This window comes from Pseudothioclava arenosa (assembly GCF_002358085.1).
GTDB classification, from domain to species: Bacteria; Pseudomonadota; Alphaproteobacteria; order Rhodobacterales; family Rhodobacteraceae; genus Pseudothioclava; species Pseudothioclava arenosa.
In genome coordinates this window covers 198,538-214,785 of record NZ_NTJD01000004.1, presented here as the reverse complement: position 1 = coordinate 214,785, position 16,248 = coordinate 198,538, and the positions used below count along the sequence as shown (strand labels likewise).

Sequence of the window (16,248 nt, the reverse complement as noted above, 5' to 3'; positions counted from 1 at the left end):
GAAGGACGAAGACAATGAAAGCCATGCACGCCGCATTGCTGATGGGAACCGCGCTGATCGCCGCCGCGCCGGTTCTGGCCGAGGAAATCTACGAGCTGGACGAGATCACCCTCTCGGCCGGGCGCGAGGAAACCGAGATCAAGCGCTCGGGCGCGACGGTCGAGGTGATCACCGCCGAAGCGCTGGAGAAATCGGGTGAGACCCGCGTCGCGGATTACCTCGAAACCCTGCCGGGTATCTCGATCCGCATGAGCGGCCCGATCGGCACCACCGCTTCGCTCTACCTGCGCGGCGCGCCCGCGCAATACGTGCCGGTGATCGTCGACGGCATCGAGGTGGGCGACCCGGCGGCCGGGCAGGGCGCCTTTGATTTCGGCACGCTGACCACCTCGGACATCAGCCGCATCGAAGTGCTCAAGGGCTCGAACTCGGCGCTTTACGGCTCGCAGGCCGTGGCCGGGGCGATCTCGATCACCACCAAGCGCGCGACCGAGATCGGCACCGAGCAATCGGCCACCGCCGAGGTCGGCAGCTACAACACCCGCAAGCTCAGCTACAGCTACGCGACGAAAACCGAAAAGGGCGAGATCGCGCTGACCGCCTCGCATTTGTCGACCGACGGGTTCTCGGCGCGCGATGAGAACGACGGCAATTTCGAGGCCGATGGCTACCGCGCCAACCGGCTGAGCTTCTACACCGATTATCAGGTCACGCCGGACCTCAAGATCGGGGTGAACGGCTTTGTCGAGGATACCCATGGCGAGTTCGACGATTTCGTCGGCGATGTCGGCGCGACCTCGTGGGTAGAAACCTCGCCGGGCGTCTGGGAGCCGATGTTCGTGGCCGGCACGCCGGGCGACGACTACACGATCCGTGACACCAAGGGCGCGCGCCTCTTTGCCGAATTCGCGACCGGCGCGGTCGATCAGAAGCTCGACTTCACCTTCTATGACATCGACCGGACCTCGTGCTCGAACGGCTGGTGCGACGATTTCTTCGGCACCCGCAAGAAGCTCGCCTGGCAGGGCGCGACCGATCTGGGCCTGAACGGGCGGCTCGTGTTCGGTGCCGATACCGAAGAGGAAGAGGCGCATGGCGAGAGCACCCGCACCAATGGCGTCTTTGCCGAGCTGAGCTATGCCTTCGGGGATAATCTCGATGTCACCGCCTCGCTGCGCCACGATGACCATTCCGATTTCGGTGGCTTCACCTCGGGGCGGCTGGCGGCGGTTTACCGCTTCAGCGACGACCTGCTGCTGCGCGCCTCGCTCGGCAACGGGTTCCGCGCGCCCTCGCTTTACGAGCTTTACGGGCCCTATGGCGACCCGTTGCTCGAACGCGAAGAATCGCGCTCGGCCGAGATCGGGATCGAGAAGCGCTTTGGCGACAAGGCCGCGCTGCGCCTCACGGCGTTCCACCTCAAGGCCGAGAACCTGATCGGGTTTGACAGCGCGGCGACGGTCTGCGGCCAGGACTATGGCTGCTACAATCAGGTCGACGGCGACTCGGAGCGTTCGGGCGTCGAGATTTCGGGCGATTATCTGGTTGCGCCGAAGCTGCGTCTGGGTGGCAGCTACACCTACACCGACAGCTCGATCTCGACGGGCTGGGGCGCGGTGGCCCGCCACGACCTGAGCCTTTTCGCCGATTACGCGATCAACGATGCGCTGTCCTCGACGCTCTCGCTGCAGCATGTCGCCGACCGTCCGAACGGGCTCGCGGATTACACCGTCGCGAACCTCGCGCTTGGCTATGAATTCGCCGAGGGCAAAGAGGCCTATCTCCGCGTCGAGAACCTCTTTGACGAGGAATATCAGCTGACCTCCGGCTATGGCACCTCGGACCGCGCGCTCTATGTTGGGGTCCGTGCGTCGTTCTGAACATATGCTCGCGGGGCTGGCGCTTGTCGCTGGCCTCGCCCAGCCTGTCGCGGCGGATGCGCCGCGGCGGGTGGTTTCGATCAACCTTTGCACCGATCAGCTGGCGATGATGATGGCCGCGCCAGGGCAGCTGGTCTCGGTGTCGAACCTTGCCGCCGATCCCTATTCCTCGGCCATGGCCAAGGAGGCCGAGGCCTATCCCGTCAATCACGGGCTGGCCGAAGAGGTGTTCCTGATGCGGCCCGATCTGGTGCTGGCGGGGCGCTATACCGCCAAGGCCACGGTTGACCTGCTCGAGCGTCTGGGCGTGCCGGTGGTGACGCTGGAGCCTGCGCGCAGTCTGAGCGAAATTCCCGATCATATCCGCATCGTCGGAGGGGCGATCGGCCGTGAGGCTGAGGCCGAGGCGCTGGTTGCGCGGTTCGAGGCCGATCTGGCAGCCCTCTCGGTGCCCGAAGATCAGGTGCTGCCGCTGGCCGCGCTTTACTACGCCAATGGCTACAGCCTTGGCAGCAATTCGCTGGCCGGGCAGGTGCTGGAGGCTGCGGGCTATCGCAATGCCGCCGCCGAGGCGGGGCTGGCGGGGGGCGGCAACCTGCCGCTTGAGGTTCTGATCATGGCGATGCCCGATCTGGTGGTGCGCGGCACGCCCTATCCGGGGCGCTCGCGCTCCGAGGATATCCTGACCCATCCGGCGCTTGATGCGCTGGGGCAGGGCGTCGCCGCCCCGGACCTGAGCGATAACGACTGGATCTGTGGCACGCCGCAGGTGATCCACGCGCTGCGCGGTCTTGTAGACACGCGGAAAGCACTGGAAAAGGCGGGCTCATGACGCGGTGCTATTCCCTGATCCTGATGGCCTTGTTTGCGGCGGTGCTGGTGCTGTTCGCGGGGTCTTTGCTGGTCGGCCCGGCGGCGATCGGGCTGGGCGACTCGCTGGCCGCCTTGTTTCGCGGCGAGGGCGAGATGGTCACGCTGGTGATGCGCGAGGTGCGCCTGCCGCGCGCCATTCTGGGCGTGCTGGTGGGCGTGGCACTGGGGCTTTCGGGGGCGGCAATGCAGGGGCTGTTGCGCAACCCGCTGGCCGAGCCCGGCCTGATCGGCACCTCGGCCTCGGCGGCGCTTGGCGCGGTTCTGGCCTTGCAGACCGGCCTTGCCGCGGCCTTCGCGCTGGCGCTGCCGCTGGCGGCGCTTTTGGGCGCGCTGATCTCGGTTCTCCTGATCCTCGCGCTCGCGGGGCCGCGCGGCGCGATCCAGACGCTGATCCTGGCCGGGATCGGGATTTCCGCGCTCGCCTCGGCGCTGACCTCGCTGGTTCTGAACCTTTCGCCCAACCCCTTTGCCGCCTCCGAGATCATGTTCTGGATGATGGGTTCGCTGGCCGATCGCTCGATGCTGCATGTGGGGCTGGCGGCGCCCTTCATTCTGGGCGGGATGCTGATGATGACGCGGGCCTGGCGCGGGCTGGATGCGCTGACGCTGGGCGAGGATGCGGCGGCCTCGATGGGGGTCGACCTGATGCGGCTGCGGCTCTGGGTGGTGTTCGCGACGGCGGCGATGGTGGGGGCGGCGACGGCGGTCGCGGGCGCGATCGGCTTCGTGGGTCTTGTCGTGCCGCATCTGTTGCGCCGCGCGGTGGGCGCAAGCCCCGCCCGGCTCTTGCCCGCTTCGGCGCTTGGCGGGGCGGCGGTGGTTCTGGCCGCCGATATCGTGGTGCGCGTGATCGCGCCCGACCGCGACCTCAAGCTTGGCGTGCTGACGGCGCTGGTTGGCTCGCCCTTCTTCCTGCACCTGATCCTGCGCCGCCGGAAGGACATCGCATGAGCCCGGTCCTCCAGCTTTCCAGCCTGAGCGTGCGGCGCGGCGAATGCCCGGTCGTCGATCGAGCGGATCTCTCGGTCGCGGCGGGTGAGTTCGTCGGGCTTCTGGGCCCGAACGGCGCGGGCAAGACCACGCTGATGCGCGCGATCCTCGGGCTCTTGCCGTCGAGCGGTGAAAACTCGCTACGCGCGCTTCGCCCCGAGGCACGCGCCCGCCACGCGGCCTTCCTGCCGCAAGAGCGCGAGATCGCCTGGCCGATGCCCGCCGAGGATGTGGTGGCGCTTGGCCGGATGCCGCATCCGGCGGCGACGCCCGCGCAGAACCGCGCGGCGATCGAACGCGCGATCGCGGAAATGGGGCTCGAAGGCCTGCGCCACCGCCCCGCGACCGAGCTGTCGGGCGGCGAAAAGGCGCGCGTGCTGATCGCGCGGGCGCTGGCGCAAGAGGCGCCGGTTCTGCTGGCGGACGAGCCGACTGCGGGGCTCGATCCTGCGGCGCAGATCAGCGTGATGGAGGTGTTTGCCGCCCATGCGCGCGCGGGGGGCACGGTGATCGCCTCGCTTCACGACCTCGGGCTGGCCGCGCGCCATTGCACGCGGCTCGTGTTGATGGCGCGCGGGCGGATCGTGGCCGATGGCGCGCCGCGCGATGTGCTGAGCCCGGAAAACCTTGCCGAGGTGTTCCACCTGCGCGCCCATGTCGACTGGCGCGACGAGGGCCCGATCTTTCAGCCGCTCTCGGTGATCGGCCGATGAAGGTCTCTTGCGCGCAGCCTTGGCTTGCGGCGGATCTGGGTGCGCCGCATCAGGTTCTGTCCTGGTGCCCCTATCGGCCGGGGCTGGTTCTGGCCGAGCGCATCCTTTGGCGCGAGGTGCGCAATGCCGACCTCACCGAAGAATTCGACGCCGAAACCTGGCTCGCCGAAGAGGTCGCGGGGCAGGGCGCGGCGCCGGCGGTCTGTTTCCTGACCTCGCGCGACATTCGCCATCATCACTATCGCAAGGTCACGGTCGAGGGGGTGACGGTCGAGGCGCTGGCCACGGTCGGGCTGGGCAATATCGAGGCGGTCGGGTCGCGCCGCGCCGCGCCGCCCGCAAGCTACGGCACGATCAATATCGCCGTGCAGGTCCATGCCGCGCTGAGCCAGTCGGCGCAGCTCGAGGCGCTCTCGATCATCACCGAGGCGCGCACCGCCGCGATCCTGGCCGAGGGGCACCAGCTGCCCGGTGGCATCGCCTCGGGGACGGGCACGGATTGCATCGCGCTCGCCTCGGCGCAAACCGGCCCCGAACTGGCCTTTGCCGGGCTGCATACCGCGCTTGGCGAGGCGATCGGGCGGGCGGTGCTTGAAGCGGTCTCGGAAGGCGCGCGCACCGAGCAGATCAGCCTCGCGCAGGCGGCGCGCTAAGGCGACCTCGGGAAAAAGTGTTAAGATTTGCATTGCCGTTGCGGCAAATTGCTTTCATCTTCGTCGCAGAGATCATCTCAGCGATCCGGAGTGTGTTTGTGGCAGGTATCAGGAGCGTCTTTTCGGGGGTTGTCGTGCTGGGCCTGATGGCGAGCGGCGCGGCGGCGCGGGCCGAACATCTGCTGACTTTCCTGCGGGCCGATGGCAGCGTCGCGGAGCTTGACGTGGCCGCGTTCGAGGCCTTGCCCCAGCACGAGATCGTCACACATACCAGCGTCACCGACGGGCCGCAGCGGTTCACCGGCCCCTTGATGCGTGACGTGCTTAAGGCTGCCGGGGTCGAGGCGAAATCCGTTCTGGCGATCGCGCTCAACGATTACGAAATCGAGATCCCGACCACGGATTTCACCCGCTTCGACGTTCTCGCGGCCACGGCAATGAATGGCGAGGCGCTGACCCCGCGCGACAAGGGGCCGGTCTGGATCGTCTACCCGCGCGACGATTTCCCCGAGCTCGAAGATATCCGTTATGACTTCCGCTGGGTCTGGCAACTGACCCGCGTCGAGGCGCAATGACGCCGAAACGGCGTCTCCATACGGGCCTTCCCTTCGGGATCGTGCTGCTCAGCCTGGGGCTGCTGATTTTCGGATTGGTGCGGCTGACGACGATTGAAAAGTCGATGCGGCTGAGCCTTGAGGTGAACATGCTCTGGGTCGTCGGGCAGGCCGAGATTGAACTGCTGCGCCTTGATGCGCTGCTCGCGCGGCTGCCGCCCTCGGACCCGGCCATCGCTGAGCGTTTCGACCTTCTGGCGAGCCGTCTGCACCTGCTCGAAGACGGGCCGCAGCAGCGCTATCTTGAGGATATCGGTCAGGCGCAGGCGGTGGCGGCGCCCTCTGCTGCGGTGCTTGCGTTCGACCCGAACCGCGCGCCCCTGACCGAGGCACGTGCGACCGAGCTGGCGCAGGCGCTCGAAACCCTGCGCGAGCCGCTGCACCGCTCGGCGACACGCGCGATGATGTTCGAATGGGAAGGCGTTTCGGAGCGGCTCGAGACCTATCGCGGGGCGGTGACGCAGGTGATCTTGTCGCTCGCTTTGGGGCTTGCAATGGCAAGCTATCTGGGCTGGCGGCTGGTACGTGACCAGCGCGAGTTGCTGCGCGCCGAAGAGCTGCGCCTGAATGCGGTGCGACTGGAGCAGGATCTGCGCGAGGAACGCGCGCAAGGCGCCTATTGGCGCGATTTCGCGGCGGTGGTTTCGCATCAGTTCCGCACGCCGCTGGCGGTGATCGACAGCGCGGCGCAGCGGATCATGCGCCGGCAGGGCACGATCACGCCCACTGAGCAAAGCACGCGACTTGAGACGATCCGAAACACCGTCTCGGACCTGACGCGGCTGGTGGATGCGGCGCTCCTGAGCGGGCAGATCGACAATGACCAGAAGGTCGCCGATTGCGCGCGTCATGATCTTGTCGCGCCGTTGCGGCTGCTGTTGCAGGATCTGGGCGCGCGTCATCCGGGGCGTGCGCTGCGCCTTGAGGCTGAGCGGGAACCGCTTGAGGCCTGGTTCGATCCGGGGCTGACGCTGCATGCGGTGATGAACCTGCTGGAGAACGCGCTGCGCCATTCCTCGGAGGCAGTGGTGCTGCGGATATTCGAGGCCGAGGGGCGGGTCGCCTGCGCGGTGGTCGACAAGGGGCCGGGGATCGCGGCGGAGGATCTTGAACGGATCTTCGACCGGTTCCGGCGTGGGCCGCATGCCGGGGGCGATGGCAGCGGGATCGGGCTCTGGACGGCGCGGCGGCTGGCGCAGTTGCAAGGCGGCACGATCGAGGTCGCAAGCTGGCCCGGGGTCGGGTCGGTGTTCACGCTCTGGTTGCGCGCGCGCGCCCCGGTTGAGGAGGCGGCATGACGACGCCCTGCATTCTGGTCTGCGAGGACGAGGCCTCGCTGCGCGAAGACATCGCGGCCGAGCTGCACGAGGCCGGTTATGAGGTGGTCCGCGCGGTCGACGGGGTGCAGGCGAAGGCCCTGCTGGACGATACGCGGCCCGACCTGATCCTCTGTGATATCTGCATGCCCGGGCTCGATGGGCCGGGGCTGATGGCGCATGTGCGGACCCATCGGCCCGATCTGGCGGATGTGCCATTCCTGTTCCTGACCGCGCTTGGCGCGCGCACGGATATCCTTGCCGGCAAGCGCGCGGGTGCGGATGATTATCTCGTAAAACCAGTGGATTACGAGGTAATGCTCGCCACGATCGCGGCGCATCTGCGGCAAGTGGAACGGGTGCGGGCGGCGGTCGGAGCGCGCCTTGACGAGGCGCGCTCGGCGTTGCGCGCGGCGGTTGCGTCCGGGGGCACCGCGATCGATCGGCTGGCGCCGGGGATCGTTCTTCTGGACGGTGACGGGATGGTGTTGCAGGCCAATGCCGCGGCGCGCGCGCTGTGTAATGACGAGAGCGGCCTGCGCATCGGCACACGTCTGCTTTGCGCCGAGAACTCTCAGCTGCGCGAGGTGGTCGACGGCTGCCTGCGTGGCGATATCCGCGGCGTCGAGCCGGTCAGCGTGCCGCGCAGCGATGGTGCGCGCGATCTGATCTTGCTGGTCGGACCGCTTGCCGGAAAGGCCGAAGGGCAGGCGGCGGTGCTGGTTCTGATCGTCGATCCGGCACAGCGCAACGTGCCCGATAGCGACCTGCTCGCACGGGCCTTTCGGCTGACCCCGACCGAGGCGCGGATCGCCAGCCTTCTGGCCCACGGCCAACGCCCCGACGAGATCGCGCGCGGGCTGGGCATTTCCGGGACGACCGTCACGTTTCACCTCAAGAACCTGTTTTCCAAGACGGAAACCAACCGGCAAAGCGACCTGATCGCCCTGATCCTGTCGCTTCCGCCGGTGCTTCCCCTCTGAACAGGGGGGGCGCACCGCCCCGGTTCATGCCATCCTGAGTCGTATTGAGGCAGCGCGGCAATGAGCACCCGTGAATTCAGGTAACGAGTGCCGCGTTGCGAGACTTTTCAGAAGTGCTTCGGCACGGGATGTTCACATGTGGGATATCTCGATTTCAGATGATATCGGGCTGATGCTCCAGTCGGTCCCTTTCCTGTTGTTGTAATTTGCGGCGCGCGTCGGCCTTGTGTCGGCTTGGGTCGCGGCGACAGGAGCAGGGAACAGGGTCGGTTGGAGCATCGGTGCATTTCCTGTGCGGGCGTCACGGAACAACTCTGGGTCGCTTGCGTGGACTCGGTCGAGCTGTGTGTAAGGAGACCCGCAGCATGAAGGCTGCATTGATTTCTCTGGTATTTCTTGCGGCTTTTGCCGGCCCCGTCGTGGCGCTTGAACCGGGCGGGACGATCTCGGGCGCGGTCGATGGCCAGCCCGTCGAGGCGGCGCTTTGGGCGGGCCAGTCGGATTACGACGATTATGGCACCGGCGGCACCGGCGGGAGCATTTCTCTGATGGCCGCGGATCTGTTGCCTGCGGCGGGGTTTGGCACCACCGCGATCGGGATCGAGGCGTCCAACTTCGCCAATGGTCCCTATTACAACGTGACGGTGATCGTCCTGAGCAAGACCGAGCAGGGCACCGCCTATTACGCGGAACTGGAAAGCGGCCTGGTCTGGACGCCCGAGGAAATGCGCTTCGACGGCGAGATGATGGCTGTTTCCGGGACGCTCGAAGGCACGCTGACGCGCGGCCCCCTGTACAGCCGTGAGCGCGATGCTTCGGTGACGATGCCGATGTCGCTGCGCGTCGAGGCGGTGGTGCCGCGGATCGAATGAGCACGGTTGATAAGGCTTTCCTGTCAGGGCGGGGGAATGTGATGCGACGGTTTACGGCGGCATTGGTTTTCTGTGGGGCGCTTGGTGGCCCGGCCCTGGCCGAGACCTCACCGTTCTGCGGTGAGACCGGGTCGGATGTCTGGCCCGCGCAGGCGCAGGCGATGGTCGGGGCCTGGACGATCCGGCACATGGCGGGCTGGGTCGAGATGGGGGGCATGGTGATGCCGTTCCCTTCCGACCCTGCGGCGGATGAGGTGTTCATTTCGGTCGAAGGGGCCGAGATGGTTCTGGATCACCCCGAGGCGCAGCAGCCGATGGTGATGCGCCGCGCCGAGGAGCCGCGTTGGACGGGGTCGGACAAGGCGCGCCCGGCGCCCGGTGCCAAGGACCCGCTGCTCAAGCCCGACGATGCGGCGCTGGCGGTCGCGGGCTGCGACCAGCTCGAATTGCCGCGCGTGATCGGCAACTCGACCGCCACCGTGGATGGCGCGCAGATGACCTTCACCATGCGGCTGATGCTGCTGGACCCGAATACGCTTTACGGGGCGTTTCAGGCCGATGTGGTGGCCAATGGCGTTCCGGTCGTCGCGCGCCGGGCGGTGCTGCTGAACCGGGCGAACCCATGAGGGGCGCGCTGAAACTCATGCCCCTTGTGCTGGCGCTTGGCCTCGGCCTGCCCCTGAGCGCCGCGCCCGTCGATCCCTGCGCGACGCTGCAGGATCTGCTGCAACAGATCGACGAGGCGCTGAGCCGCGACGAGGTGGGCACGCCCGTCGCGCAGGTCGATATGCTGCGCATCAAGCTGGCGGCGACGAAGGCGGGGCTTGGCATTTCGGATGCGCGCGACAGCTGGCCCGACCCGCGCAGCAAGCCCTCGGCTCGCGCGGTGTCGGCGGCCGCGAAAGGGCCCGAAGGCGGCCCGTTCGATGCGGTCTTTGCCGCGCAAACGCTGCGGCGCGAGGGGCCGGTTCTGGCCGAAGGCCTGGCCGCGGGATGTCCGGGCGCCGCGCTGCCGCCACGCTACTTCGCGCAATGAACGAGGTACCCCGATGATCCCGACCTCCGAAATCGACCCGCGCATCGCCGCGCATCTTTTGCCCGGAGAGCAGGTGCTCTGGCAGGGTGCGCCGCGCAAGGGCACCTTCTTTGGCCCGCCGCAATTCGCGGTCTTGGGCGGGCTCGTGGCGGTTGGGGTTGCGCTGGCGGCAGGGCTTCTGGATGGCGCCTTTCCCGCGCTTGCCGGGTCGAGCGACGCAATGCGTTACCTGCCCGCCTTGGCCGCAATTGTGGCCGCCGCGCTGATCGCGCAGCGCGACTGGATGCGGCGCGGCCCGCTCTGGAGCTATGCGATCACCGACCGGCGGCTGCTGTCGATCCTTGGGGGCAGGGTGGTGCGCAGCCTCACGCCCGCAGAACTCGACCAGACGCGGCTGGAGATCGAGGGCGATACGGTTTACTGGGCGCGCTCGCCGCGCAAATCCGACGATCATGGCGTGCCGGACGGGTTTCGGCGCGGCCCGGATCATCCGCTGATCGGCTTTCATGGCCAGGACGACCCGAACGCGTTGCGCCAGCGGATCAGGGCGTGGCGCACGGGGCTGACGGCGTCGAAGGTCGCACAGACGCAGGCGTTTCTGACGGAAGCGCCAGAGCCCGCACCGATGCCTGCCGAAGCCGCGACGCCGGCTGCCGCGCCCGAGACCGAGACCGAACCCGGTTGGTATCTGCATGGCGAAACCGGCGTGTCGCTGCGCGTGCCCGAGGGATGGGAGGTCACCGTGTGCCAGCGTACGGCGAAGAAAGTGCCGTTGCTCGGGACCGTGATGAATGAAAGCGAGCCGCAGCCTTATAGCGGCCCCGCAGGCTGGAACCTGCTGCGCGCGCAGGGCGCGCCGGATGTGCTGTTCAACCTCTATCTGCGCCCGGGCGGGATCGAGAAGACATTGCAAGAGATCGTCGGTGATCGCTGGAGCGGACTTGCGGGGCTGCGCCTGCTCGACCAGGAGCCCGACCTTGTTCTGCCCGGTGGCTATCGCGGCTTTGCGCTGCGGCGGCTCGGGCCGGGGGCGCAGGCTGCCAGATCCGAGGAGGCTCCGGAGACCGTTCTGCATCAGGCCTGGCTGACGAATGGCCAGTTCACGCTTGAGGTTCAGGCCAGCTCGCCCCTGGATCACCCGGTCTACGACGCGGCGATCACGAAAATGATGCACGGGATCAGCGCGTAGCACCGACTGCGCCGGACCCGAAGGCCGTCGATTTGGGCGGAAGCTTTTAGCGCTCGGAAGTCGGGCTGAAACCTTGAGATAGGCGGCTGCATCGCCTAAGGTTTCCATACGTAATTGTCCAAAGTGTATTGAGCGTAAAGGATTTTGCCATGCCGAAACCGACGAAGGGTGGGAATGACACCGGAAGCGATACCGGAGGCACCACGCTCCGCGGCACGCGCGGCGACGATACGCTGATCTCGACGGCGGGGGATGACATCGTCAGGGGATCGTCGGGAACGGATACGCTGGTCCTCGATGGCTCGGTCTGGGATTACGACTGGTCGCGCTCGATCGAGAAGGGCATAGACTGGAAGCTGACCGATACTTCGGGCGGCACCGGGGTCGACCTTCTGAGCGGCATCGAAATCCTGCAATTCAACGACGCGACCATCGTTCTGGGCGAAGACCTGCCGATGGAAATCACCGGGGTGCCCGAAACCTTCGCGGTGACCGAGGATGAGAGTGGAACCTTTTCGTTCATGGTCCGCGATCTCGACGATAATAGAGTTGCAGTAAAGGTGGGTTCGCCGATTGGGACCTCGACCGGAACGACCGAATACGGCCGGATCACTGTTGACTACAACACTGACAGCTTTACCAACGGCGATTACAAATCGGGCCCACAGTCGAAGCAGATAGTCTATGACTTCACCTTCAAATATAACGAGGCGGGCGCGTCTTTGGCCGAGGGTGAGGTCTGGATCGAGACGGTGACGCTTTATGTGACCACCACCTCGACCGAGGATTTCTTTGGCTACACGGCCACGGAGACCCGCGAGGTGACGTTCGATCTGGTCGTCACCGGCGTGAATGACGCACCGACAATTCGCGGCACTGCATCCTTCGTGGCCGACGATACCGGGGAATGGCGGTTCGATCTGTCCGCGCTCGGGTCTGATATCGACAGTGACGATGACGGTTCGACGCTCGATTACGAGGTCGTTTCGATCACGCAGACTTACGGTAATTACAGGTTCCCCTTCGGCATTTCGACCGAAGGCAGTTCGTTGGTCATTTCTCCTGAGGGGCTGCCTGTCGGGTTTGCCTCTGACGAAGAAAGTTGGGCCAAGGTGGAATTGCGTGCCGTCGACAGCCATGGGGCGGTTTCCGCAGGCACTGTGACCGTTGATGTGACCATGCACGGAACCGCGACGAGCTCGGTGCGCGCCTCTGTCCTGGGGCCAGATGGCGAGATCGACCTATCCTCGATCAGTTTCGATCCCGCGGATATTCTCGATTACGGGACCAAAACGTTATTTGGCATCCTCTACACCGACCCGGCACAGGTCGCGCCGATGCTGGAATACACGCTCGGGGATGACACGCGCTATATCAGCGCCGGGGGGATTGGGGGCTATACGCTCAATACTGACGAAACAGCCGAAAGTCGACTGGGGCTGGGTGCCGATACGCTGGTTTTCGAGCTGACTAATCCGCTCCAACAGTTTTTCGCCCTGAATGAGATCGACACCGGCTGGGGCGAGGATGTCGTGATCCTGCAGATGCTGGGCGCTGACGAGATGCTTTTCTACGGCAGTTCCATCGACACCGGCGCGCAGAGCGATCAGGTGGTGATCCGGGCTGATGCCATGACCCGTGCATGGTTCAGTCCCGAGATCGATACCGACTCGGGCCATGACGTGGTGGACCTTCATCTCACCTATAACGGCGCGTTGTCGGGTGAATTGAGGTCGGACGCGAGCATTTATCTCGGGAGCGGCGACGACCGTCTGAGTTTCGTTCTGGAAAGCGACCCGTCGGTCGAACTGGCGACCAAGGTGAGCCTGAAAATCTTTGGTGAAGATGGTGATGATGTGATCCATGTTGATACCTCGACGATCACCTCGCTCTATATTCCGCCGTTTGAGGGGCCGGGAGACGATCTGACTCAATTCTACCCAGGAGGCACCGAAGGCGTCATTTCGCTTGGAGCAGGCGACGACACCCTGTCGCTGGCGCTGAACGCCCCGGCTCCGGGCTCGACATCGCGTCTGTCTGTTTATGGGAGCTATGTGGATAGCGCAGACGAGTATGACAGGGTGATCCTGCTCGAACTGAATGCCTCGGATCTTACCATGGCCGCTGTGACAGATGAATCCGGTCGGTCGGGCATTTCCCTGACCGCGGGCGATGGGCGGTATATCGATCTCTACAATATTGACGAGCTGATCTTCGCGGATGGTGAGACTTGGCTGCTCTGAGGACGCCCGGGATCGGAGCAACCATGCGTTTCTTAAAAGGTGCGCACCGCGCGCAATGAAAAACTCCGGCGGAAGCCCGCCGGAGTTGATTTAGCCCATATATCCCGAAGCCAGCTTAGCTGCGCGGCTTGAGGTTTTCCGGATCGTAGAGCGGCGCGTAGCCGACACCCGCGACTTCGACCGGGTAGGTCTCGTCGAAATAGGTGACGTTCAGCTTGCGGCCGACCTGGCAGTAATCCCAGGGCAGATAGGCCAGCATGATATTTTTGCCGATCGTCGGACCGAAGGCCTGCGAGGTGGTGTAGGAGCGCCGGCCCAGTTCGTCGATCAGAACTTCGCCGGTTTCCGGGTCCATCACCGGCATGGTGTTCACCGGGTAGCGCGCGACGCCCTTGCTGTCGATATTGTCGGTCATCACCAGCGTGCAGAGCATCGCGGGCTGGTGCTCGCGCGCGCGGTATTCGAGGTGCTTCGCCTTGCCGCGGAAATCGGCCTCCTTGACCTTCGGGCGCGCAAGATCGGCTTCCAGAAGGTTGTACTGCGTATGCAGGTCGGCGTTTTGCAGGCGAAGCGATTTCTCCAGACGGCGCGAGTTCGCATAGGTCTCGACACCCATGGCCATCACGCCAACGCCGCGCAGCGCGTCCCAGACGGCAAGGCCGTCCTCGTAGCGCATGTGCAGCTCCCAGCCTTGTTCGCCGACGTAAGAGATGCGGAAGGCCGAGACCTTCTTGCCCGCGATTTCGATGGTCTTGATCGCCGCGAAGGGGAAGTTCTCTTTTTCCAGCATCTCCGGGTCCGCGACCACCTTTTTCAGGTTCTCGCGGGCGTTCGGGCCCCAGATGCCGATGGTGGTGAAGTCTTCGGTCACGTCAGTGATGGTGACGTCAAGCCCCATGTCCTGCGCCATGCGCTGCATGTAGATCAGGTCACGCGGGCCGGCATCGGCACCATTCACCAGGCGGCAGCGGTCTTCCATGCGGAACACGGTGAAGTCGGCGCGCACGTTGCCTTCGTCATCGAGCATGTGGGTGTAGATCCCCTTGCCGATGTTGTTGTCGCCGCCGACTTTTGCCGCGCAAAGATATTCCATCAGCGCCACGTGATCGGGGCCCGCGATGTCGGTCATATGGAAGTGCGACAGGTTGATGATCGCGCAATCCGCGCTCATCTCCAGTTGCTCGGCGTTCGATACGCGCCAGAAGTGGCGGTTGTCCCACTCGTTTTCGCGAACCGGAACCTGATCGGCATATTTCTCCAGCAGGTGCTCGTTGGCGGCGTAGCCATGCGCGCGCTCCCAGCCGCCGAGTTCCATGAAATAGCCGCCCAGCTCAACCTCGCGCTCATAGAAGGGCGAGCGACGGATGCCGCGACCGTTGCCGAAAGGCTCGCGCGGGTGCACCGGCGGGTTGTAGATCTTGGCGGCGGTTTCCTCGCAGCGGCCCCAGATGAAATCTTCTTTCAGCTGGAAGTCGTTGAAGCGCGAATAGTCGATGGCGTGATGGTCGATATGGGTGCGCCCGTCGGTCATCCAGTCGGCGATCAGCTTGCCCATGCCGGGGCCGTCCTTGACCCAGATCGCGACGGCATACCACAGCCCGCGCAGCTTGCGGCTTTCGCCCATCGAGGGGCCGCCGTCGGTGGTGGTCTGCAGCAGCCCGTTGAACGAGTGGCTTTCGTTGAAGCCAAGCTCGGCCAGGATCGGCGTCAGCTCCATCGCGCGTTCCAGCGGCTCGATCACATCGTCCAGCACGAGATCGCGCATCGAGGGCGAGAGGCGGGATTGTTCCTTTTCGAGGATGTCGCGCGGGTGAACCATCCGCACGTCTTTCTCGTAATAGTAACCCCATTCCATCTGGCCGCCTTCGGTCGTGGCCGGGTCGCCAGTGTCGCGCATATAGGCCGAGTTGCCCTGATCGCGCAGCAGCGGGCGGCCGATTTCGAGGCCGGTGCCGGCGAACTCGTCATAGGGCCCGAAGAAGGTTAGCGGGTGGTCGACCGGCATCACCGGCAGGTCTTCGCCCGCCATCTCGGCGATCAGGCGCCCCCAGAGACCGGCGCAGACGACGACATAATCGGCCATGATCGTGCCGCGGGTCGTTTTTACGCCCTTGATGCGGCCATCCTCGACGATCAGCGACAGCGCGGGGGTGTTGGCGAAAGCCTTCAGCTTGCCGGCCTTTTCGCCCGCATCCACGAGCTTGCCCGCAACCGTCTGCGAGCGCGGGATCACGAGCCCCGCATCCGGATCCCACATCGCGCCCTGGATCTGATCTTCTTCCAGCAGCGGGAATTTTTCCTTGGCCTCGGCCGGGCTGATCATCTTCACGCGGGTGCCGAAGGCGCGGCCCGAGTCGCAGCGGCGCTTGAGTTCCTGCATCCGCATGTCATCGCCGACGCGCGCGACTTCGAGCCCGCCGATCCGCGAGTAATGGCCCATTTTCTCATAGAAATCGACCGAGTACATGGTGGTCCAGGTGCTCAGCAGGTCGTGGCTCGTGCAATAGCAGAAGTCCGAGGCGTGGCCGGTCGAACCGATATCGGTGGGAATGGCGGACTTGTCGATGCCGACGATATTGTCCCAGCCGCGCTCGATCAGGTGGTGCGCGACCGAGGCGCCGACGATGCCGCCAAGACCGACGATGACGACATTTGCGCGTTCAGGAAACGAAGACATGTGTGATTCCAGTCGTTCTAGGAGTTTGGGTTTCAGAGTATTCCCGGACAGGACCGCTACTATGGTCCAACCGGCGTTTGCAGCACAAAAAACGACCGGCGCGCGCCAGAAGAGAACGCTATCGGCGGTGCGGCACGCGCATTCGACATCGCCCTCAGCGCCGCGGAGCACCGGATACGCGATTTCTTCGGGGTTTCAGGTTTGCCGGC

Annotated in this window: 14 protein-coding genes; 13 read left to right on the top strand and 1 reads right to left on the bottom strand. The window is 65.2% G+C overall.

Translation table 11 applies throughout. The features are described from left to right. Positions 1 to 14: 14 nt before the first annotated feature. From CLN94_RS07225 to CLN94_RS07165, 13 genes are all read left to right on the top strand, one after another. Entirely contained in the window at positions 15 to 1,880 is a 1,866-nt protein-coding gene (locus CLN94_RS07225) for a TonB-dependent receptor plug domain-containing protein (RefSeq protein WP_179300260.1), read from the top strand. After that, positions 1,867 to 2,712: an ABC transporter substrate-binding protein gene (locus CLN94_RS07220; RefSeq protein ID WP_342744534.1), complete on the top strand. Its 846-nt coding sequence runs from the start codon at positions 1,867 to 1,869 to the stop codon at positions 2,710 to 2,712. Before CLN94_RS07225 ends, CLN94_RS07220 begins: the two co-directional genes overlap by 14 nt. After that, entirely contained in the window at positions 2,709 to 3,704 is a 996-nt protein-coding gene (locus CLN94_RS07215; RefSeq protein WP_096432633.1) for a FecCD family ABC transporter permease, read from the top strand. Before CLN94_RS07220 ends, CLN94_RS07215 begins: the two co-directional genes overlap by 4 nt. Further along, on the top strand, positions 3,701 to 4,456 hold the full coding sequence (locus tag CLN94_RS07210) for an ABC transporter ATP-binding protein (RefSeq protein ID WP_096432631.1): 756 nt from the start codon (positions 3,701 to 3,703) through the stop codon (positions 4,454 to 4,456). Before CLN94_RS07215 ends, CLN94_RS07210 begins: the two co-directional genes overlap by 4 nt. Next, positions 4,453 to 5,109, top strand: coding sequence for an adenosylcobinamide amidohydrolase (locus CLN94_RS07205; protein WP_096432629.1), 657 nt, complete (start codon positions 4,453 to 4,455; stop codon positions 5,107 to 5,109). The genes CLN94_RS07210 and CLN94_RS07205 overlap by 4 nt, the downstream gene beginning before the upstream one ends. Positions 5,110 to 5,207: 98 nt before the next feature. Then, the gene (locus CLN94_RS07200) at positions 5,208 to 5,684 is read left to right on the top strand and encodes a putative pterin-binding protein (RefSeq protein WP_245845137.1); all 477 of its coding nucleotides are present in this window, start codon (positions 5,208 to 5,210) and stop codon (positions 5,682 to 5,684) included. Continuing rightward, positions 5,681 to 7,021 carry a sensor histidine kinase gene (locus CLN94_RS07195; RefSeq protein ID WP_096432627.1) on the top strand — a complete coding sequence of 447 codons (1,341 nt, stop codon included), beginning with the start codon at positions 5,681 to 5,683 and terminating at the stop codon, positions 7,019 to 7,021. Before CLN94_RS07200 ends, CLN94_RS07195 begins: the two co-directional genes overlap by 4 nt. Next, on the top strand, positions 7,018 to 8,022 hold the full coding sequence (locus tag CLN94_RS07190; protein WP_096432625.1) for a response regulator: 1,005 nt from the start codon (positions 7,018 to 7,020) through the stop codon (positions 8,020 to 8,022). Before CLN94_RS07195 ends, CLN94_RS07190 begins: the two co-directional genes overlap by 4 nt. A 365-nt stretch (positions 8,023 to 8,387) precedes the next feature. Further along, complete coding sequence (locus CLN94_RS07185) at positions 8,388 to 8,894, top strand: hypothetical protein (RefSeq protein ID WP_143598886.1); 507 nt, start codon at positions 8,388 to 8,390, stop codon at positions 8,892 to 8,894. Between the two features lie 41 nt (positions 8,895 to 8,935). Then, on the top strand, positions 8,936 to 9,520 hold the full coding sequence (locus tag CLN94_RS07180) for a hypothetical protein (protein ID WP_143598885.1): 585 nt from the start codon (positions 8,936 to 8,938) through the stop codon (positions 9,518 to 9,520). 17 nt (positions 9,521 to 9,537) lie between these two features. After that, positions 9,538 to 9,930: a hypothetical protein gene (locus tag CLN94_RS07175; RefSeq protein ID WP_096432619.1), complete on the top strand. Its 393-nt coding sequence runs from the start codon at positions 9,538 to 9,540 to the stop codon at positions 9,928 to 9,930. 13 nt (positions 9,931 to 9,943) lie between these two features. Further along, positions 9,944 to 11,119, top strand: coding sequence for a hypothetical protein (locus tag CLN94_RS07170; protein WP_096432617.1), 1,176 nt, complete (start codon positions 9,944 to 9,946; stop codon positions 11,117 to 11,119). 149 nt (positions 11,120 to 11,268) lie between these two features. Continuing rightward, positions 11,269 to 13,362 (top strand): hypothetical protein, encoded by a 2,094-nt coding sequence (locus CLN94_RS07165; protein ID WP_096432615.1) that lies wholly within the window; start codon positions 11,269 to 11,271, stop codon positions 13,360 to 13,362. 115 nt (positions 13,363 to 13,477) lie between these two features. On the opposite strand, the gene CLN94_RS07160 is transcribed toward CLN94_RS07165, so the two are convergent. Then, entirely contained in the window at positions 13,478 to 16,039 is a 2,562-nt protein-coding gene (locus CLN94_RS07160; protein WP_096432613.1) for a GcvT family protein, read from the bottom strand. Positions 16,040 to 16,248: the final 209 nt, after the last annotated feature.

Excerpts from the sequence above, each read along its gene's own strand:
- CLN94_RS07225 (WP_179300260.1), top strand. The coding sequence starts at position 15 with ATGAAAGCCATGCACGCCGCATTGCTGATGGGAACCGCGCTGATCGCC.
- CLN94_RS07215 (WP_096432633.1), top strand. The coding sequence starts at position 2,709 with ATGACGCGGTGCTATTCCCTGATCCTGATGGCCTTGTTTGCGGCGGTG.
- CLN94_RS07210 (WP_096432631.1), top strand. The coding sequence starts at position 3,701 with ATGAGCCCGGTCCTCCAGCTTTCCAGCCTGAGCGTGCGGCGCGGCGAA.
- CLN94_RS07205 (WP_096432629.1), top strand. The coding sequence starts at position 4,453 with ATGAAGGTCTCTTGCGCGCAGCCTTGGCTTGCGGCGGATCTGGGTGCG.
- CLN94_RS07195 (WP_096432627.1), top strand. The coding sequence starts at position 5,681 with ATGACGCCGAAACGGCGTCTCCATACGGGCCTTCCCTTCGGGATCGTG.
- CLN94_RS07190 (WP_096432625.1), top strand. The coding sequence starts at position 7,018 with ATGACGACGCCCTGCATTCTGGTCTGCGAGGACGAGGCCTCGCTGCGC.
- CLN94_RS07185 (WP_143598886.1), top strand. The coding sequence starts at position 8,388 with ATGAAGGCTGCATTGATTTCTCTGGTATTTCTTGCGGCTTTTGCCGGC.
- CLN94_RS07180 (WP_143598885.1), top strand. The coding sequence starts at position 8,936 with ATGCGACGGTTTACGGCGGCATTGGTTTTCTGTGGGGCGCTTGGTGGC.
- CLN94_RS07175 (WP_096432619.1), top strand. The coding sequence starts at position 9,538 with ATGCCCCTTGTGCTGGCGCTTGGCCTCGGCCTGCCCCTGAGCGCCGCG.
- CLN94_RS07170 (WP_096432617.1), top strand. The coding sequence starts at position 9,944 with ATGATCCCGACCTCCGAAATCGACCCGCGCATCGCCGCGCATCTTTTG.
- CLN94_RS07165 (WP_096432615.1), top strand. The coding sequence starts at position 11,269 with ATGCCGAAACCGACGAAGGGTGGGAATGACACCGGAAGCGATACCGGA.
- CLN94_RS07160 (WP_096432613.1), bottom strand. The coding sequence starts at position 16,039 with ATGTCTTCGTTTCCTGAACGCGCAAATGTCGTCATCGTCGGTCTTGGC.